The 19,639-nt window shown below is 58.9% G+C and carries 12 protein-coding genes; 8 read left to right on the top strand and 4 right to left on the bottom strand.

Annotated features, from left to right (window positions below; translation table 11 throughout):
* Positions 1–47 precede the first annotated feature (47 nt).
* The 3 genes from WMW72_RS18675 to WMW72_RS18665 are packed head-to-tail and all read right to left on the bottom strand — an operon-like array spanning position 48 to position 2,918.
* Positions 48–1,769 (bottom strand): hypothetical protein, encoded by a 1,722-nt coding sequence (locus tag WMW72_RS18675; RefSeq protein WP_341417050.1) that lies wholly within the window; start codon positions 1,767–1,769, stop codon positions 48–50.
* The gene (locus WMW72_RS18670; protein WP_341417049.1) at positions 1,766–2,779 is read right to left on the bottom strand and encodes a hypothetical protein; all 1,014 of its coding nucleotides are present in this window, start codon (positions 2,777–2,779) and stop codon (positions 1,766–1,768) included. Before WMW72_RS18670 ends, WMW72_RS18675 begins: the two co-directional genes overlap by 4 nt.
* Positions 2,748–2,918: a hypothetical protein gene (locus WMW72_RS18665; RefSeq protein ID WP_341417048.1), complete on the bottom strand. Its 171-nt coding sequence runs from the start codon at positions 2,916–2,918 to the stop codon at positions 2,748–2,750. Before WMW72_RS18665 ends, WMW72_RS18670 begins: the two co-directional genes overlap by 32 nt.
* A 218-nt stretch (positions 2,919–3,136) precedes the next feature.
* Here WMW72_RS18665 and WMW72_RS18660 point away from each other — a divergent pair, with 218 nt between their 5' ends.
* The 7 genes from WMW72_RS18660 to WMW72_RS18630 are packed head-to-tail and all read left to right on the top strand — an operon-like array spanning position 3,137 to position 17,131.
* The gene (locus WMW72_RS18660; RefSeq protein WP_479724856.1) at positions 3,137–4,921 is read left to right on the top strand and encodes a VWA domain-containing protein; all 1,785 of its coding nucleotides are present in this window, start codon (positions 3,137–3,139) and stop codon (positions 4,919–4,921) included.
* Between the two features lie 25 nt (positions 4,922–4,946).
* Complete coding sequence (locus WMW72_RS18655; RefSeq protein ID WP_341417046.1) at positions 4,947–8,336, top strand: tubulin-like doman-containing protein; 3,390 nt, start codon at positions 4,947–4,949, stop codon at positions 8,334–8,336.
* A gap of 56 nt (positions 8,337–8,392) precedes the next feature.
* The gene (locus WMW72_RS18650) at positions 8,393–11,005 is read left to right on the top strand and encodes a hypothetical protein (RefSeq protein WP_341417045.1); all 2,613 of its coding nucleotides are present in this window, start codon (positions 8,393–8,395) and stop codon (positions 11,003–11,005) included.
* A complete protein-coding gene (locus tag WMW72_RS18645) occupies positions 11,002–12,294 on the top strand; it encodes a vWA domain-containing protein (protein WP_341417044.1) in 1,293 nt (430 codons plus the stop codon). Before WMW72_RS18650 ends, WMW72_RS18645 begins: the two co-directional genes overlap by 4 nt.
* 39 nt (positions 12,295–12,333) lie before the next feature.
* Positions 12,334–12,969 carry a hypothetical protein gene (locus WMW72_RS18640; protein WP_341417043.1) on the top strand — a complete coding sequence of 212 codons (636 nt, stop codon included), beginning with the start codon at positions 12,334–12,336 and terminating at the stop codon, positions 12,967–12,969.
* 53 nt (positions 12,970–13,022) lie between these two features.
* On the top strand, positions 13,023–14,288 hold the full coding sequence (locus WMW72_RS18635; protein ID WP_341417042.1) for a TRAFAC clade GTPase domain-containing protein: 1,266 nt from the start codon (positions 13,023–13,025) through the stop codon (positions 14,286–14,288).
* Positions 14,285–17,131, top strand: a complete 2,847-nt coding sequence (locus tag WMW72_RS18630; protein ID WP_341417041.1) for a GAP1-N2 domain-containing protein — start codon at positions 14,285–14,287, stop codon at positions 17,129–17,131. The genes WMW72_RS18635 and WMW72_RS18630 overlap by 4 nt, the downstream gene beginning before the upstream one ends.
* 93 nt (positions 17,132–17,224) lie before the next feature.
* Here the strand turns inward: WMW72_RS18630 and WMW72_RS18625 are convergent, their stop codons facing one another.
* A complete protein-coding gene (locus WMW72_RS18625) occupies positions 17,225–18,769 on the bottom strand; it encodes an MFS transporter (protein ID WP_341417040.1) in 1,545 nt (514 codons plus the stop codon).
* A 266-nt stretch (positions 18,770–19,035) separates the two neighbouring features.
* Between WMW72_RS18625 and WMW72_RS18620 the strand changes: the two genes are divergently transcribed.
* Positions 19,036–19,524 (top strand): Rrf2 family transcriptional regulator, encoded by a 489-nt coding sequence (locus WMW72_RS18620; protein ID WP_341417039.1) that lies wholly within the window; start codon positions 19,036–19,038, stop codon positions 19,522–19,524.
* The last annotated feature ends 115 nt before the right edge of the window (positions 19,525–19,639 follow it).

The following is a 19,639-nucleotide window of genomic DNA, read 5'->3' as shown; positions in this document are numbered from 1 at the left end:
AACAAGAAGGGGAATCCACTCGTGATGGGATGGATTCCCCTGTTCGGCTATTCCGGTTGCGGCTTAAGCTTGCCAACCGGCTGTTTGACGGGTGGCGAGTCAGAGCCGGCCTCATTCGTTCTGTCCGCTCCTTGCAGCGGCTGCTTCGGCTTGGCTTGATCGTTCGGAGCAGGGGTGTTCCTGCCAGGCACTGTCGTCCCGGGCTTTGCAGGCTCTCCCTGGCCGGACGGATTGCCCTGCACATTGTCAGCAAGAGAGGGGGCAGCCTCCGTACGGACTAGCTCGTACTGTTCCCGGCTATACTTGTAATGCCCGCGCCCCGGCTGGGCGTTCTCATCGCTCCGGTTCTCTGTGAGCCATGGACGCGTAGCGGTCAGCTCGCCTTTGCCGCTGGAGGACAAGGCATCGGCTTCCACGTCGAGCACGGGACGCAGCGTGCCATCCTCCTCCACGTGCAGCAGCACGTATCTGGCGATTCTGCGTGCGGATGCGCCTTCGACCAGCAGCAGCTTGCCGCCATCCGGCGCGCTGAGGTCCGAGTAGCGAACGGCGCCCTTCTTCACGGGAGGGTTCAGCGTCGCTTCATGCAGGCTGGGGCTCCCGCCCTCCGATAGCTGAGCGAGCAGCAGCTTGCCGCCTGTGCTGTCCAGCGCAGCCGCCTGAGGCAGACCACCCGCCGGGGCGAGTCCGGTCACGGCCTGCAGCTTGCCGGTGGCGCCTGCGGCCGTCAGCAGCTTCTGGGGATCGCCGGCGAGCTGACGCTGCTCGGCAGCTTGCAGCTCCTTGGAGGTATCGCGGTAAGCGCCGATGGTCCGGTACAGGGCGACGGCATCTTCGTGCTTGCCGCTGGCCGAGAGCTGAGCCGCCCTCTGCAGCCTGCCAGTGACGACGGATTCAATGTACGTGTCGATTTTGCTGCCGGGACCGGCCCAGACCGTGTAAGCTTTCACCTGGCGGGCCGCCTCAAGGAACTTCGGCAGATCCTGCTTCTCCAGAATGGAGAGCGAGCCTAGCGCCAGCTTCTCCAGCTTGGGAGCGACCCAGGCTGCTTCCCAGCCCAATCGCTCATAGGAGGTGCGCAGCTCTTCGCCTAGCTTCCAGACCTCGACATAAGGCTTGGTCTTGGCGAGGCTGTCCAGTCTGGCCGTATCGCGGTTCTGGAGCAAGCCGTTCACCGCCTTGCGCTTCGCGGCATCTCCGCCGTAGTAAGCGGAGGGGATCGCAATCAGGTCGGCTGCGGCACTCCCGGTGTCCTCAGTCGCCTTGGCGGTGGTTAGCCGCTTCTCTGCGGCCTTGCGGATGTTGGAGAAGCCGGTGGTCAGCTTCTCCTCCAGCCCGGCCTCCTGCACGGCGGAGGCGAACCGCTGGGCGTGCTCGGCTCCGGAGGCGGTGATGGCTTCCCTAGCCGCCTCCAGCCCGGCGTAGGCTTTGGCCAGGGCGGCCGCGTCCCCCGCTGAGGCGGCGGCTGTCACGCTGTCGGACAGTGCCGTCACCGTCTTCATCATATGGACGATAGGCTGAAGCTGGGCCAGGGCGGTGTGAATCTCAGCCTTATGATAGTCGAAGCCAGGCATGGCTGCGGCCTTGGCGTACAGTGCCTCGGCTTCGGGCAGTTGACCTGCCGCCTGCAGCGCCCGAGCCTGTTTATATGCTTGCACCGTCTGCAGCGCCAGGTAGGATTTCCACCCGGCTGCGAGCAAGGTTATGCCTAGCAGCACCAGGGCTGCCTTCTTGAAACGGTAAGCGCGCTGATACGTAAAACCACTCACAAGCGTTCCCGCCTTTGACTGTTTGGTTCGCTGCTGTCCGTAAGGGACTCAGACTCAGACTTGGCCACGGGCTCCGGAGCCGTGAAGCCGGTCACGGCTCCGCCCGAGCGGCGGCCGGCCGCCTGCTGCACACGCTCGTAGAGGCCCGGATTGTCAGCTGCCAGCTCTGCCGCCAGCTGCTGGAGCCGCTGAAGGCGTTCATCGGGCAGCAGATCGATATAGTCGAGCACCAGCCCTTGGTACTGCAGCAGATGGCTTTTGATGCGCAGGGCGGCTCCTGCCGCCGCCGTCAGCACCTCGGCTCCGTAAGGCAGACGCTCGATCTCGGTGCGATGCTTCACGACATAGTCGATTGTCGGCCGTTCGATGAGCCTAGGCTTGACCCGGCTGATCTCGAGCAGATACGCGGTGAAGTCTGTATCGAAGCGGCTCGGGATCAGCGGGGTGAGCTCCAGCTCCATATCGCTGCGCAGGATAAACCGGTTCAGGCACATCAGCTTGAGCAGCCGGATCGGATTATCCTGGATGAAATGCCCGATCTCACGGAATTTTTCGTAGGCGGATTTGAAGTCCTCGGATTTGAGCGCGACCTCCGCCTGGTCGATATCCTGCAGCAGGCCCTGACGAATTTTTTCATGTTCCTGCAGGAGTAGGCGGGATAGCGTGCGTCTAAAGATATAGGGCGCGTACGCTTGACGGATTTTGGCGTAACCGGCAATCAGGACGGCACCGGCTCCCAGAGCGGCCGCCATCTCTGTGAAGCTTCGGGCGACGATGACGCCTGCAGCGGCCAGAATGCCGAGTACGATCATGTCCGTATAGCCCCGCTGCCGGGCGGCGACTTCGGCGGGAGCCGGGACTTTCAGCCAGGTGCCCTTGGGTCCGCAGCGGGGGCATTCCTCAGGGTCCAGGCACGTATAGGCACCGCAACTCGAACATTGGCGCAAACGTTGAAACAAATAGGCCGTTCGAAGCGTCTTATTGAAGCGGACGGTTTTTTTCGGATTCATGAGTTCCCTCCATAAACCGTAGGGCGAGCTCGCGGTCGATTTGGGCTAGCGAAATATCTTGTTTTTTGGTATAGACGAAGGTGAGCAGACGAACCCCTGCAAACAGGGCGGCTGCAAGCAGAACAAGCAAGGTCAGCATAGGTCCTCCCGGTCATGCCAGATGTGCTGTCAGTGATCCGTCAGCCATCGGTCAGCAATCTTTTAGCAAATCTTAAGGAATTTTTAATGGTCTTTCAATTTAGGACCAGGTAATATATAAAGTTACAAGCGACAGTAATATTCATTGTACAACCCTAACCGGCAAAATACTACAAGTCCGGCGCCTTTATATGAGGCCCGGTCGCTACAGATGGAGGAATGAATGCTGTGAAAATACACGTAAGGCTCTACCGCCTGCTGCTGCCTATGCTGCTGGTCCTGCTGCTTCTGCAGCCAGCCACAGGGAGCGCAGCAACTCCTGCGGGTGATCCGAGAATGGACGCCGTGCTCTCCGTGGACGTTAGCACTTCGATGAATGAGAGCGACGTCAACAAGGTCAGCTTCGAGGCGGTCAAGCTGTTTGTCGACATGGCGTCGGTGCAGGGCGACAAGATAGGTGTCGTGGCCTATACGGACCGCATCATGCGCGAGAAGGCGCTGCTGGAGATGAAGACGGCTGCGGACAAGCAGAGCCTGAAGTCCTTCATCGACCAGCTCGACCGGGGGCCCTACACGGATCTGGCCGTCGGTGTGAATGAAGCGGTGAAGGTGCTGGAAAACGGCGCGGACCCTTCCCATATCCCGATGGTCGTGCTGCTGACGGATGGCAATAACTCGCTGGCTGCCGGGCGCACGCAGGAGCAATCCGACAAGGAGATGACCGCAGCTATCGAGCGGGCCAAGGCCAAGAACATCCCGATCTATACGATCGGCCTGAATGCGGACGGCCAGCTGAATAAATCGGTACTGGATAAGATCGCGGGCGAGACGGGCGCCAAGTCGTTCGTCACGAGCTCGGCAGCCGATCTGCCTGGCATCCTGAGCGAGATCTATGCCCGCCACCTGAATCTGAAGGTGGTGCCGGTTCAAGAATTGAACGGGAACGGCGCTTATCAGGAAGTGGCGATTGACATTCCGAACGCCAGCGTGAAGGAGGCCAATATCTCTCTGATCTCCGGCTCGGCGGTCGAAGTGAAGCTCTCGGACCCTCAGGGCAAGGCGGTAGCTATTCCTTCGGATAAGCTCGTCTATACCTCATCCAAGGCTTATACGCTGCTCAAGATCGTGCAGCCGGCTCAGGGCACTTGGAAGCTGCAGGTCAAGGGAGTACCGAAGGACAAGATCAAGATCAACCTCGTGTACAACTATGATTTGAAGCTTCAGATGGAGCCCTTGCCCTCTAAGACGTGGAAACGGGGGGAAGATGTTGCAGTCAAGGCGTATTTTGAATCCGGCGGGCAGAAGGCAGGCGACGCCGAGCTTTACAAAAAACTTAAAGCCACGCTGGTCGCCAAGGATGTCCAGACGGGCAAGTCGGAGGAGGTTCCCCTGACGTCCGGTGCTCAGGGCATCTCGGGTACCTACAAGCTGCCTGACTCGCATGACTACGAGCTGGTCGTCCGGGCGGAGGATGCGGGCTATGTGCGGGAGAGCGACCCGGTCCGATTGTCGGCTGCCTCAGGTGCTGCCCAGACCCCGGCCACTCCTGTCCAGACGGCAGAGCCGGCCCAGAAGGGACCGGGAGCCATGGTCTGGACGGCGATCGGCGCTGGCGTGCTGATTCTTGCGGCCGCCGTTCTTTACGGGCTGTCGATGTGGCGTAAGGCTAACAAGGGATTTGTCGGACAAGTGGTTATCGAGGTGCGCGACGAGGATACCGGCGAGCGTACGACGCCGCAATACCGCAAGCTGGATGCGTTCAAGGGTAAGTTCACCCTGCATCAGCTGCTCCAGCTCGCGCCGGAATTCGCGGAGACCAAGGACATCGTCTTCCGCCCGGGGGCGAATGACAGCCTCCAGCTGCACAACGGAACCGCCTGCGTGATCGAGAAAGGCGGCCGCGTGCTGGAGGCAGCGCAAGGGAAGGAGCTTCGCGCAGGTGATCGCATCCGCATCATGCTTGGCAGCGTCCACCGTTCGGTGACGCTCGAATATATCAAGTGAATGTTCCCACAGGAGGGGTTACCCGATGAAAGCAGTCGTTAGAGAGCATATTCAACAGCTAGACGTATCGCTGGGCGGAGGAATCGTCAGCGAGAAGATCCGGGTGGATACGATCGACAATCCGATGCTGGTCATCGGCTTGGGCGGGACGGGCATCGATGCGCTGCTTCGTCTGAAGTACCAGGTGAACCGGCGATTCAGATTGCCTGAGGACCCGCATACGAAGAAGAAGCGCGAGAAGCCAGATAATATCGAATTCCTAGCCTTCGAGACCAATGAGCATGACCGTGGCAAGCGCTATAAGGGCGTCGGGCTCGATCCGATGACTGAATTCGTGCTGCTGGCGAATGCCGAGATCGGCAGCGTGCTGCAGAACCGCAGCATTCTGGAGCCTTATATCAAGGAATGGCTGTCGCCAGAGCTGACGATTACGGATGGGATCAACGGTGCCTCCGGAGTGCGCCAAGCCGGGCGCTTGCTGCTCTTCACTAAAATTATCCAGGTCGTCCAAACGATCGAGCGCAAGATCAAGTCTCTGATGATCGGCACCAACAAGAAGCTGATGGTGTTCGTGCTGACCGGGCTGTCGGGCGGTACAGGAAGCGGCTGCTTCCTTGACATTTCCTATATCGTACGGGGGATTCTCGAGCGGGACTACGGTTCTGCCGGTGTGGACAAGGTGAGCATTCTGGGCTACCTCTTTACCCCGGACGTCAATCTTGCGAACAAGAGCCTGACCGAGCATTCCCGCGAATATATCAAGAAAAACGGCTACGCCGCGCTCAAGGAGCTTGACTACTGGATGAATGTGGACGAGCGCGGAGAGCGGTTCCGCCAGCAATATGCGAACATCCTGAACGTCCAGTCGCCGATGCCGCCATTCAATCTGGCGCATCTGATCTCAGCGACGAATCTTGAGGGCAAGCTGCTGGAGAACGCCTACGACTACTGCATGAATGTGACGGCCGAGAATATTACCAACTTCATGGCGAGCGAGCAGAAGGCTTCCGGCGAGGAATTCGCCATCCATGACTATATCAGCAATATCCGCACCAATATCAACCAGATGCCGAAAGCCTATGCCGCTAACTATCAGTACAATATTCTGGGCGCTTCCTCCGCCGTGCTGCCGATTGAGGAAATGACGACATTTCTCGCCTACAAAGTATTCCAGCGCATGGACGAGATGTTCAAGGCCGGACCGTCGCAGGAGGATGTCGAGAAGCTGGCGCATAAGCTGGGGCTTGACCCCGACTCGATCCATCGGGAGTTCGATAAGCGTGTGCCTGAGGCGCTGCCCGGCTATAAGAACAGCGAGCGTCTCAGCTACAACAATGTCGTAAAGCAGCAGGTGGTCCACGTCGATACGGAGCTGGAGCAGAGCTATCTGTCGCGGGCGCGCGAGGAATATATCAAGTGCCGCCGGCAGCTGCCGGGCGAGGTCAAGGAGCGGTTCACCGAGCAGATCACGCGCGTGTTTCTCCATCCAGAGCAGGGGCCGTTCTATGCGTCGCGTATTATTTTGCAGGATAAGGGCTTTTGCCTGCTGAAGCTGATTTCCTCCTATATCGAGGCGCTCAAGGAGAATCTGCTGCGTCTGCCGCAGGACCTGGAAGCTGCGCAGGAGAGTTCACTCCAGAAGCTTGGCGAGGCCAAGAGTGCATTCATCTCCAAGGACCGTAAGAAGGACGCCTATATTGAGGCGAAAATTCAGGAATACATGCTGCATGCCGACCGAGAGCGGATGGAGCAGATGATTGAATTTTACGAGGACTTGTACACGCTGATCAATAACGACAATTCGCGGATTTACCAGGTATTCACCGAGCTGCTGAACGAGCTGAACCGGATCTTTGAGAAAAATGGAAATCTGCTGCTGAACGGGGAGGAGCAGGTCGATCACAAGGGCAATCGCACGTATTACTGGAATGTCGTCAGTGTGCCGGATATGGCCAAGATGATCGGCCGGCTAACCGAGGACCGCAACTCTCAAGAGCTGATCCGCGACTTCACGCAGGAGCTGCTGAATAAGGCTAACCAGTGGGTCAAGGAGCAGGAGGTCGATATCGTCGGCTCCATCTCGGACTTCCTGACGGATCAGTTCGGCGAGCTGATCACGAAGTCGATGGAGGAGTATCTGGTCATTCAGTACGGCCATGAGGATTCCATCGAGAAGCTGGTCGAGCAGCGTATTGCCGGACGGTTGTACGAGGAAGCGAAGCCGGTGTTCCACCTGACCAACTCATCCGGCCATTTTAATTTCCCTTCCTGGGGCTTCGTCTCGGTGCCGGTGAAGGCACCGAATATTTTCAAGGGCATCCGGGCGTTCCAGGATAATGCGATCGCCAACTCCCGCTTTACGATCAAGGAAAGCGAAGTGAAGAACCGCATCTTCTGGCTGAACACGCAGAACGGGGTCCCTCTGTTCTTGTATACGCCGCTCAAGGTGTATGAGGAAAGCTATGAGCGCTCCATTCTCGAGCCGGAAGGCATCGGCCGCCACCTGGTGCAGACCGACCGGATCAACTGGACGTATCTGCCGTCGCCGATTCCCGAGCGTTCCTGGGGCGATACGTATGTCAATGGACGGGTGCGCGGCTACAATGCGGAGGTGCGCAGCATCTTCGACCTGGCAGTCAAGCAGGGCGTCATCCGAGAGAAATCAGCCGATTCCGGCACGATCCACCGCTACGAATGCGTGGTGACCGGAGCATTGGATCTGGACCGCAGGCTGGCCGGCTACAGCATGCAGCTGCAGGAGGCCCGTCCGAATCTGGGCGAGGTCAAGCGCTGCGTAACCGACCTTCGCGCTTTGCTGGAGCAGGGGCTGGAGACGGAGAGCATCAAGGATATTTTCGGCAGCGTCAGCGAAGAGTTGGCCAAGGAGAATCTGATCCGCTCGCCGGAGCAGCTGCGCCAGGTACGTGAGGAGCTCGGGAAGTACGAGCGGATCCGTGAGCGGCTGGAGGCGCTGGAGAAGGTGCTCGCCGCCCATCAGGACGAGGAACGGCTTCTCAAGCAGTATATCGAGGCGATCTACACCGGCACGATCGGACGCCGCGGAGCGCTGTATGTGTATGATCACGGTGCCGAGGAGGATGCGTGGGAGCCGTTCGCCAACGTGATGCAGGCCGGACGCTTCGTGGACTTCGAGATGTACGGCAAGCTCCGGGCGCTGGAGCCCAAGCAGCTCGCCCAGCTGCAGCGCAAGACAGCGGACCGCATCCGCCAGCTCACGGCCTCCGAGGATATCTCAGGCCTGGTCGCCAAGCTGCAGGAGATGGCGGGCGTGTACCAGGATGCGAAGTCTGCGCTGGACTACGATCGCGGGGATTATGCGGACGGTGAAGAGATGTACCGCTTCTACAAGGAACTGGCCATCAAGGTCAACGAGATGGTGCGGAGTCTGAGATAGGCATGAAAAGGGCCGGAAGACATCAACTAATGTCTCCGGCCGAGGAGGTAGCGAGCATGAAGGAGCGTCTGGCGGCATTTGCCGATGCTTACGTTCAGCGGATGGACAGCGCAGATCCGGGCGCGGAGGAGCGGCGTGGTCTCCACCATCCGCTCGTCGTTCTCGTCGTCGGCGACCGCTCCAAGGCTGCGCTGGAGCGTCTATACGAGTTGAACCGGATGCAGTGGACGCATCCGGACGGAGTGATGTATATCTACATCGGCTCCGGGGAGCCCGAGGGGGCGGCCGGAAGCGAAACCTTCTGCTGGCAGCCTCCGGGGGCCGGAGAACGGGAGAACAAGAGCTCAGCGCGAAGCTTGCTTCCGCAAGCCCTGATGGACAACGGAGACAAGCTGCAGGAGCTGAACCTGCTGCTGCGCCGTATGGTCGGGCGGATCGGAGAGAAAGGCCGGCTGTACGGCTCCCTGATGCAGGTGCATGTGGCCGTCGTTACACGGGCGGACGATCCCGCGAATGCGCTGCTGCCCGAGCTGACGGTTCTGATGAAATCCGTACTTGGCGAAAGCTTCCGGTCGGTTTCGGCGGACTTGTTCACCCTGCTGCGGGAGAAGCAGTCGCAGAGCGACTATGCCTATGACGCCGCACTGGGCGTAGCCTTTCTTCAGGAATTGGACCGTATGCAGCATCGCACCTTCCGGTTCGAAGCCGGTCTTCAGCTTACCCATGACGGGCTCAGGCTTCCGGTATCGCATGGGCCCTCGCCACTATTCGATACGGCTTATGTGCTAGGGGACAAGGATGAACGGGGATTATTTGCCGAGGATGATACGGCGGTTTGCAGCCGGATCGTATGCAGGCTGAGCTTCCTCAGATGCCGGCAGAACGCCGACGGCGAGATCCGTCTCAATCCTTATAATCACCAGCTCTTCCGTCAGAATATGATGCCTCCGGGGGCGGCTGAAGCTTATTATGCGTCAGCAGGTCTAGCGGAGGTGACCCGGCCTGACCGGGCGATTGCGCTGACGGTACTACTGGCCCTGCATCGCCGCATGATGAGGCTACTGCAGGATAATGGCGGCGACACCGGCCAGCGGGAGCTGCTGGAGACGCTAGGTCTTGATCCAGGTCAGATCGATGTCCTGGTACAGGGGGTTACGGAGCGCTATCCCGACCCGGTGGAGGAGATGCAGGGGCTGCTTTACGAGCCGCTGTCTCCCGGCGAGCTGCGCCGGAAGACGCTGCGTCAGGCGGAGAATGCGCTGTTCGGCAGCAATGCGCGCGATTTCTTCGAACGGCAGCGCGAGCGCTTGAAGGAAGGCTTATCTGCCGGCGGACCGGCGGAGCGGCTGCGTCAGGCAATCTGGCAGCGCCTCGTCGAGGACCCGCGTTACGGCCTGTGGGCCGTCTATCGATGGACTTCGCCGGATGAGCGGTATGGGCTTACGAGCGCCGTGCGCGAATGGCGGCTGGAGAATGATCGTCGTCTGGCGGCGGGCCGCGATGAGCTGGAGGCGCTGTACGAGGAAAGTGCAGACGGGCTGCCGGCGGCCCGCGGGGGCATGTTCGGGTTGTTCGGCGGAGGAAAATCCGGTCTCAAGGGAACGGTGAGCGCTCTGCTGGACCGGATCTACGGCTGGAAGCGGGAGCTGCTCGTGCTCGAATTGAAACGCGAGCTGCTGCTGAGGTATGAGCATATGCTGGAGGAGCTGAACAGCCGGCTCAAGCGGTATATCGATAGGCTGACCACGATCGACAAGCGGCTTCAGGATGCCTGCCGCCTCCGTATTCTGGAAGCGAGCGGCGAGATGGGACGCAATGTGGAGGATTATTATACGCAGGTTGTGGACCGGATTGCCGCCGAGCTGGAATCGCGGTGGGGAGCCCGCTTTGAATTCGGCGAACGCCGGATCGGATCGGTCGCTGCCTTACTGGAGCAGGGGGACGATGCCTATATCAACCGGCTGATCCAGATAGCTGAGCAGGATTGGTTCGCCCATCCGCTGTTCCATCAGCCCTTCGAGCAGGAGCTGCTGGAGCGAGCCAATGTCACCGTCAGCTACGACAACCGCCAGGCTCTCACCAAGGAGGAGCTGTACCGGGACCTGTCGGCTGCGCTGGATCAGGAATCGGCTGTGCGCGCGGATGTATATCGGTTCACGCACCGCCACCGGCATGAGGAGAGCTATCTGTTCGGCGACGCTCATAGCGAGCTGGTCAAGTATGCGCTTGAGGCCGCGGAGCAGACGGACTCCAAGGCTGGTTGTGTGCATGAAGGCCCAAGCAGCGGCGTAGAGAAGCTGCGCCTGATGGGCGGGTTCCGCCGCGACGATCTGATGGCGTATCGCAACGGCCAACGGTTCTATGACACCTATGCGGCCAGCGGCTATACGTTCCACCGTCCGGGCTGGGAGCCTGCAGCAGCGAAGCCGTCCGCAGGGCTGGAGCTAGAGAGAAAGTCAGCGCTGTCTGATGATCGGATTCCTGCGAGTCAAGGCCAAGCAGGCATTCAAGATTTAGCGTCTGCAATAAATACAAGGACAGGAAACCTGGGTACCCATCAGCCAGACGGACACATCGCTGAAACGACATCAAGTGCTTCAGCGAATAAGCACCTGGGCACTGGAACGCCCGAGAGCACGGATCAAACGGAAGGAGGGGATGACCGATGAAGCGCCGCAAATGGAATGGCCTGCTTGTCGTCCTCGGCCTGGCCGGAGGATTGATAGGCTATCTCGCAGGGGAATGGATGCTGGACAGGCTTGCCGGTACCCTGCATGAAACGGTACTGATGGGGCTGTATTTTGGGGTCTTTGGCCTGTTCGTCACGGCAGGCTGCCTGCTGGCCGAGACGATATCGCCAAGGCTGAACGGATCGAACTGGAAGCTCCGCTATGCCGCTGACGGCTGGAAGTGGCTGGTGCCGGCTTCGCTGCTTCTGCTTTTCGCCGCAGGCACGTTGTTCCAATGGCTGTATGGTCTGGAATTGGGACGCAAAGCCGCCCCGCGCGATTATATTCTCTTATTGGATACTTCGGAAAGCATGAAGGAGAATGATCCGTCCAAGCTTAGCCGCCAGGCGGCTTCCTCGCTGATCGCGGATATGTCGGACAGCAAGCGGGTAGGCGTAGCGATGTTCAATGAGGACACGACCTGGCTGCAGCCCCTGGTCAGTCTGAACGACCGGGCCGCGCGCCAAGGAATAGCGGACAAGCTTGCTGGAGCGCCTGAACCGATCGGGCAAACGGACATCGCCAAGGCGCTGGACCAAGCGCTCGAGCAATTGAGAGCGGCAGGTACGCCTGACAACCGAGGAGCCGTCATCCTGCTTTCGGACGGCTACAGCGCGTTGAATCTGACGGATGTGACCTCCCCTTATGTGGCGATGGGATTCAGTATACATACGATTGGTCTGGAGTCGAAGGGGAATGAACAGGGCAACCGGCTGCTGAAGCAGCTTGCGGAAGCCACCGGCGGCACTTACCGCCACGTCGATCAGGCGGAGGGCATCTCCGAGGCGCTCGATACGATCTACGCGAATCAGCAGCACTGGCATCTGCTGGAGGAGCGTACGGGGCTGGCTGCGGACAGTACGTATAGGGCTCTGCTTCGCGTCGCGTCGCTGCTGCTGGTCGGCGGTTTGCTCGGACTGGCGCTCGGTATCGTCTTCGATAACCGGTACCTGGCCCGCAGCTTCCTGCTTGGCGGTATTGCCGCCGGGCTGTTGTCGGGGCTGGTGCTGGAAGGAGCCTTGCCGGCGAGAGAGCCTGCTGCCGTGCGGGCGCTGGCAGATTTCGTGCTGGCGCTTGTGCTGACCTTGTCCACCGTGCTGTTCGCATTCAAGGAGAACCGTGAGGGCGAGGGACTGGGGCGTTTTCGCAGAGGCGGAGGCTATGGCGCTCTACCTGAACGCTCTGGCAGCGGAGCGGCCGGCAGCCGCACGGGCAAGCGGTTCCGCTGAGTTAGCCGGGGCTGAGGCATCAAGGAAGGGAGCTTGGACATGTTGTGGACAGCGCCGGATGATCGGCAGCGCATCACCAAGGCCGCTTCGCGGCTGGCGGACGGGGAATGCCTGGTTACCTGGCATTGGCCAGGCGACATTCAATACGTCTATATTCATAGCTTTGGGGCCGGGGGCGAGGAAGCAGCCGCCACTCCCGATGAGCTGCGCATGAAGCTTTATACACGCGAGGAGTACAAGGTCCGCGGCGGCTACCGGCTGCCTGCCGATTTCATCGGCGTCCGGTATTTCCGAATCTACCCGTGCCGGATGGAGCAAGGACAACTGACCGCTTTCCGCCAACTGGATGCGGATAATCTGGCGCGCGTCAGCGGGGGCCGCGCCAAAATCCGGTACAGCATCCAATATGGCTTCGGCTGGTTCGGGAAGCATCGTCCCGTCCAAATCAGTCTGTACTGCGAGATCCCTGTGCCCAAGGAAGCGCTCTGTTATGTCAAGAAGCAGGGCGGAGTTCCCTTGCACCCGGATGACGGTACCCGTTACCCGCTGCTTCGGGATTTGCAGGCGGGCAGAAGCGAGCTGCCGGAGATCCAGATAGGCCGGGCGGAGCAGGTACGTCTATTTCTGACGGATGGCCGGGTCTATGGGGATCAATTCGAGGTTGTACCTGAATAAGTGAATGTGATCAAATAAGGTAATCTCTATATAGCGGGAAGGGAGGAACGCACATGCTGGACTTTTTCAAAAACTTGTTCGAGAAGAAGGCGCCTGTGAAGGAACGGCTGCCCTTCTACAGTATTGTCTGCCCTTATTGCTTCGCCAAGTGCGAGCCCTCCGAGGTTGTGTTTCGGGCCGCTCATGTGAAGGAGAACGACGATGAATTCGCCCTGCAGGAGGACGAGCGGCTGAACGAATGGCGCCGTAAGTTCCGGCTTGCTCTGCCTGACATGGAGGCGGTGATTGATCCTGAATTCATACCCGAGGACAGCCGCATCTACAACGGCCAGGTGCTGGTCGGGGTCACGGACCGCTATGGCGTTACGACACGCCGCCGGCTGTGCCCGCACTGCCACAACGAGCTGCCGATTACAGCAGGCCAGGTGCCGAGCAATATCATTTCCATCGTCGGCGCATCGCAGGTCGGCAAGTCGGTCTATATGACCTCGCTGATCCATACGCTGCAGACGGAGACGGCGGCCCATTTCGATGCGGCCTGCATGCCGCTCAGCGCGGATATCTCGCGGAAATTCCGTCATCACTATCATGAGCCGATCTTCGAGCGCGGCAGCATGCTGCAATCGACGAACCCGAACGAGCAGCAGGAGCCGTTTATCTTTCAATTCGTGTTCAAGGACGAGACGAAGCCGCCATTGCTGCTTGTGTTCTTCGATGTGGCAGGCGAGGGGATGGTGGAGCGCGCTTACCTGGACATTTATGCGTCTCATATCCAGAACTCCTCCGGCATTCTGTTTCTCGTGGACCCGCTTCAGGTGCGGACGATCCGTGACAAGATCCGCCTGAATCTGGGCGAGGAGGAAGGCGAGTTCGCCAGCCGCTATGATGAGCCGCGAGAGGTCGTTATTTCCTTATATGAAAATTTCATCTCGCACCAGCAGAGCGGCAAGACCGATATTCCGACCGCGATCGTGCTAACCAAGAGCGACATGCTGCAGCATCTGCAGGAGGAAGACAGCGACTACATCCAGCCGAACAGCAACGTGTTCAAAGACGTGAGGCACAGGGGATATCTCGATCGTACGGAGTTCGAAAATATTAATGGCGAAATCCGCCGCTTCATCGAGAAGGTGGACCGGCCGTTCAAGGACGCGGTCGATGTATATTTCCGCAACACGGCGTATTTTGCCGTCTCGGCGCTGGGCACCAATCCGGTGAACCGCCAAGTGACGGGCGTGATCAGTCCGATTCGCGTGGATGAGCCGTTCATCTGGCTGCTGAACCAGCTCGAATATATAGACAGGAGAGATGCCACGTGATTGCGAACGGACAGCGCAGCATTCAGCAGCATTATTTTACGCGTGCGCGCGAGGGCGTGTTCCGGGCCAATGAAGGCTTCGATACCGTGGCGGTTTCTCCGGGCCTGGATGCTTTGTTCATCAAGTCGGCGCTGCACCCGTATTGTTACTACAAGGGGCCTCTTGAGCTGCCGGAGAACGGTGAGAATGCGGGAGCGGAGGCTTATCCAGCTGCACTCGCGGTGTATTACGCAGATAACGGCGATCTGATCATTGGACAAACTGCCTATGTTCCGGAGGATTTCACGGGGCAGCGCAGTGCCTTTTTCACTCATCAATATGTTATTCCTTCGACTCGCAAAGACGAATGGGTCCGCCATCCGGAGCGGATATTCGCCATTCAGGATTTTGCTGTGTCGCATGATGCGGCACAAGGCAAGGAGCTGCCGGAGCTGCTGGAAGCGGCAGCGATCCCAACATCGGATCAGACGCAGTCTCAACACCCGGATGTGCTGCTGTCGCAGCTAGGGATCACCCGGGAGACGTTCGAGATGCTGCTGATGTCGATGATGGCCTCCGTGACGAACCGGCGCAAGGTGTATGTCGTATTGGGCGGGGAGCCTGACCGTGCTGAGCGGGATGCCCGGCGGCTGATGCAGATCTTGTGGAGCTGCATGCCATATGCGTTCCGTCGTCGCATGGGTGTGCTGACCTTCTCAGGAGAGGCGGAGGGGAAACAGCATCTGCATGTTACGTTCCTGGGCAAGGGGGCGCTGCGTCAATCCGACCGACAGCTGGAGCGGGAGATGCTGTTCGATCTGTCGGCCGGCAGGCTGGCCGGTGTCGAATCTGCTGGAGGCGCCGGGCGGTGGATGGAGACGATCTGGACGCTGCGCGGGGAGCCGGAACGCCTGCAGGCGCTGTTCGACTTCTGCGAGCAGGCGCTGGCTGGGCTGGATGCGGGTCACGCGCTTTCCTTGTCTGCCTATGAAGAGCTCTGCACCTTGTTCACCATCGAGCAGGGCGGACCGGCTGGCGATGCTCTATACGATGCCGACCGGAAACAGGTGTGGCACTCGCTGGCGTCCTACATGAAGGGAGAGGGCGAAGCCACCCGTAAGCCGCGACTTCATGAGCTGTTCGTACGGCTATTGCGTTTGGAGACGGCAGATGTCAAGCGCACTGGCGATCCGCTGCTGATCGATGCGATGCTGGGCTGCGAGGCCTACGCGGAGCGGGGCGAACGTGCGCTGCTCAGCCGGGCAGTGGCGCTGTTCATCATGCGAGCCGCTGCCGGGGGCGATACGGCGGCTACGGTTCCGCTGCTGGAGCCGGTTCAGCGTCGTCCCGAGATGTTCCGCTCTGTCTTCCGTGAGCTGTATAGCCTCTCGCCGAGGACAGCGGAGAGCTGCGCAGCCTTCGTGCTGGGGCGGATCGACGGGACCCGTGCTCTGCAAACGGCGCTGGCGTTCTGGCTGACTTATGCGGACCCGCTGTCGCTCAATTTCTTTGCCGGCGAGACCGTGTCGGCGGTTAAGCGTCTGCTGGCCAAGGAAACCCCCGGCCGCAAGGTGGACAATGGAGCTGCGCTGTTTCGATTCTTCGAGGAGCTGTCGGAACAGCCGGGTCTGGAACGGTATGCAGACTATTGCGAGCTGCTGAAGCTTGAGATTCAATTGATGCTGCTGGAGGAAGCCCCGCTTGCCGAGCTGGAGGCCGAGCATGTGATTCGTCTGGGCTTCATGCTGGACCCTCCCGCCCCCGAGCTGCTGCCCCATCTGACCAAGGGACACCGTCTGACGCTGGAGCTCTGGTCGGCCGTGTATGGCGTGCTGAACATGGAGCGCGGGGGAGAAGCACGGGCCGCCGCCGCGATGTCCAAGCTAGGACCGCTGGAGCTGGACCGGGCGCAGGCCTTCCTGCGGGGAGTCTGGAGAAACGGGCTGCCGCGCTCCGCTTTTTCCGGCATGGCCTTTGCTTTCTACGGCGGCGGAGGCGGTGAGGCAGGGAAATGGGGAACCTTCGACTTTGACCCGATGCTGGACTACGTGGCGCAAGCTGCGGGGAGCAAGGAAACAGTCTACGAATTTATCGAATGGAGCGCCTCGGATGAGCGCTTCATCGGGAGCAGCGGCGGCATCGACCCGCATTACCGGGCGGCCTTGAACCGTTATTTCGACCGTTACGACAATGGCGCATTGCGTATGAAGCCGGTCCGTGAGAGACTGATGGCTCTTCCCAATGATGCCTTTATCGCTCTATTCCGTGAAATTCGCGCTCGTCAGGCACCCGGCTGGCAGCGGCTGATCTTGCGCCGCCGCAAGCCTCTCTTGCTGGCAGTTTTGGTGGCCGTCACAGTATTCATCATCATACCGGCGATCTGGACACCGGTCTCCGCATTCATCATGCGGCCCGTTCCCGAGCTGCGTGTGACCGAACTGCCGGAGCGGACGGCCTCTGACGTTATTGTGGTGAAAGCCGAGGCCGCGGACAGCTACGACAAGCTGCCGAATATCTATATCAATGACGTTCTGGCCGGTCAAGGCAAGGTGAGCCGGGAGATTTTCCTGGCCTCCGGGGTGAATACGATCACGATCAAGGCGGAGAATAAATACGGCCGCAGTCCGGAGACAGTCACGAAGACCATTATTCTCGAGCAGACCGTAGGTCCGAAGCTGCCGGTATCGACGTCCAGTACGACCGGCGGGACGACCGATGGCGTGTCGGCGAGCGGCACGGGAGGGGCTGGAACGACCGGAACAACCGGAACAACCGGTGGAACCAAGCAAGGAACGAAGACGGACACGACAAAGTCCGGACAGACAGGCAATGGCGGGACAAAGGGGACGACGTTACGAGAGTAATAGTCCATCCTCTGACAGGAGCCGATGAAGCATATTCCCCTATCGAGCTGCCTTAGCTGCTTGTGAAAGAATCCGAATATCGAGAAGCCCAGGTCAGAGGACCTGGGTTTCTTTGGGCTTCGCCACGATGGCTGTGTCGTCTTGATCTCGGGCGGATGCTTTTCGGCGGATGAACAAAATAGACAGCAGAGCGGGTACCAGAAACAGCGTACAAATAAGTGCCAATTGCTGGAAAGCGTGTGTGATAACAGCTGCTCCCAATGGCTGCAGGGCGGGGGAGTCGGGGAGAAAAAACTGCCGCGCTTGCGCCAGCAGCTCCGCCCACGTTCCCTCCGGCAGCTCCAGCGGCCGTGCCGGGTACTGGCCGATGCTCCGCGTGTACAACTGCCCCAGCAGCGCAATGCCCATCGCCGTGCCGACGTTCCGAAACATGTTCAATAAGCCGGAGGCCAGGCCGATCTTCGTATCCGGGACTGCACTCATAATCATCAAGGAGGTGGACGCAAACAGAATGGGAATGCCGAAGCCGCGAATGATCATGGAAGGCAGAATGGAGTCCTCATAATGGCTGTCCGTTCTCAGCCCGATCATAATCAGGAAGCTGACTGCGACCAGAAGCACGCCAAGCATCATAAACCACGGCAAGCGGCTGCCGACCTTCTGACTGATGATTCCTGCAAATGGCGAAAAAAGTGCAATCAGTACCGTAGCCGGCAGAAACGACAGTCCGCCCTGCAGCGGTGTAAATCCCCAGTAATTCTGGAAAAACAAGCTCCAGTAAGGCTGAGAGCCGAACAGCGCGGCTGAAAATAAAAACATGCTGATCAGCGGAACGGAAAATTGCATGTTCTTAAACAGTGAAAAATCAATTAGCGGGTGGCTGATCCGCCGCTCCAGCCAAGCAAATAGCGCCAGAATGATCAGGCCTGCACCGATGAATAGCAGGGAGAATCCGTCGAAGCCGGCATTCTCGGCTCTCGTGAACGAGAAGAGAACAGCCGAAATGCCTGCGCACAGCAGAACAAGTCCGAGCCAATCTACTTTTTTGCTCGCTTCCAGCAGCTTGGTTTCCTGGACAAACCAGGCCGTAAGGGCGATGGCAATCACACCGATCGGGACGTTGATCCAGAAAATCCATTTCCAATTCGATCCGTGAACGAGCAGTCCGCTAAGCACGGGGCCAGCGATCAGCCCCAAACCTCCGATGCCGGAGTTGATACCGATAGCCAGTCCTTTCTGTTCTTTGGGGAACGCGGCAACCAGCAGGGACATCGTACCCGGGATGAGGGCTGCGGCGCCGATTCCCTGAAGGGCCCGGAATACGATCAGCCAGCCTATATGAGGCGCCATGCCGCAGGCGAACGAGGCTGCGGTGAAGAAAATGAGCCCGAGCATATACAGCCTTTTATGCCCCCAAAGATCCCCGATCCGTCCAAGGCCTCCCGGGAAAACCCCGATCATTAAGGCATAGACGGCGACGGTCCAGGATACCGAGGAGAAAGAGGCATGATAGTGCTCCCCGATGGCAGGCAGCGCCACATTGACAATAAATAAATCCATGTTCAATACAAGTCCTCCGAGGCAGGTGGCGGCGAGCGTCCACCACTTGGAGTAGCCGGTAACCGATGAAGGGTTCACGCTGTATCCTCCTGTTTGAATGGAACCGTGGCCAGTCTGGACACGGAGCTCATGCTTTGAGTGTAACTGATTGGGTTTCTTCCGAGACAAAAAAATATAGATTTGATGTCCGCAAAATCCACTAAAACTAATATAGTTACAGCCAGACCTTTTGTCAACACATGACTGGAACGCCAGGTTGATTGTTATTTTCAATATGCAAACCGTTATGATAGACTTGAACGGGGAGTAAGTAAGACGAATTTGGGTAGCAGGGAGTGAGGGAATTGGCGGTAGTCAGTCGTTATACGATTTCGTTGCACGTTCTGGCCTTGCTGGCCTATGTCGCTGAGCGTTCGTCGGCCAATAATCATCGCACGTCCGAGTTTATTGCCAATAGTGTGAATACGAATCCGGTGTTTATCCGCAGAATTTTATCGGTGCTGTCCAAGGCAGGGCTAGTTAGTGTCCGCTACGGAACGGGAGCGGGCTGGCGCATTGCCGGAAATCCGGAGGAGATTACGTTTCTGCAAGTTTACGAGGCGGTCGAGGAAAAACCGCTTTTTGAATATCATCACAGCACGCCGAACGCCAGATGTCCCATCGGTGCTGGAATTCAGCCTGCGCTCAAGCCTTATTATGACGAGGCCGAGCAGGCGATGAAGGCCAATCTGGCGAAGTCGACGATTGCCGATCTGCTGAAGGATACGATGTTGTTTTCGAATATGAGCATCGAAGAGGCAGATCGGGTGATCTCCGTACGGGCAGACTCATGAGCGGGCTCATGGGTTCTGTTCCCTATGGAGAGCGAAGAACTGGCAGTTGACAAATAAGCCAGCTGTAACTATATTAGTTTTAGCGAAGACGAGAACAACGTTATATTTTTTTACA

The sequence above is a fragment of the Paenibacillus filicis genome (assembly GCF_038070315.1).
GTDB classification, from domain to species: domain Bacteria; phylum Bacillota; class Bacilli; order Paenibacillales; family NBRC-103111; genus Paenibacillus_G; species Paenibacillus_G filicis.
This window is presented reverse-complemented; position numbering and strand designations above follow the sequence as displayed.

Coding starts and splice junctions, on each gene's coding strand:
- WMW72_RS18655 (WP_341417046.1), top strand. CDS start 4,947: ATGAAAGCAGTCGTTAGAGAGCATATTCAACAGCTAGACGTATCGCTG.
- WMW72_RS18635 (WP_341417042.1), top strand. CDS start 13,023: ATGCTGGACTTTTTCAAAAACTTGTTCGAGAAGAAGGCGCCTGTGAAG.
- WMW72_RS18660 (WP_479724856.1), top strand. CDS start 3,137: ATGAATGCTGTGAAAATACACGTAAGGCTCTACCGCCTGCTGCTGCCT.
- WMW72_RS18665 (WP_341417048.1), bottom strand. CDS start 2,918: ATGCTGACCTTGCTTGTTCTGCTTGCAGCCGCCCTGTTTGCAGGGGTT.
- WMW72_RS18670 (WP_341417049.1), bottom strand. CDS start 2,779: ATGAATCCGAAAAAAACCGTCCGCTTCAATAAGACGCTTCGAACGGCC.
- WMW72_RS18645 (WP_341417044.1), top strand. CDS start 11,002: ATGAAGCGCCGCAAATGGAATGGCCTGCTTGTCGTCCTCGGCCTGGCC.
- WMW72_RS18640 (WP_341417043.1), top strand. CDS start 12,334: ATGTTGTGGACAGCGCCGGATGATCGGCAGCGCATCACCAAGGCCGCT.
- WMW72_RS18650 (WP_341417045.1), top strand. CDS start 8,393: ATGAAGGAGCGTCTGGCGGCATTTGCCGATGCTTACGTTCAGCGGATG.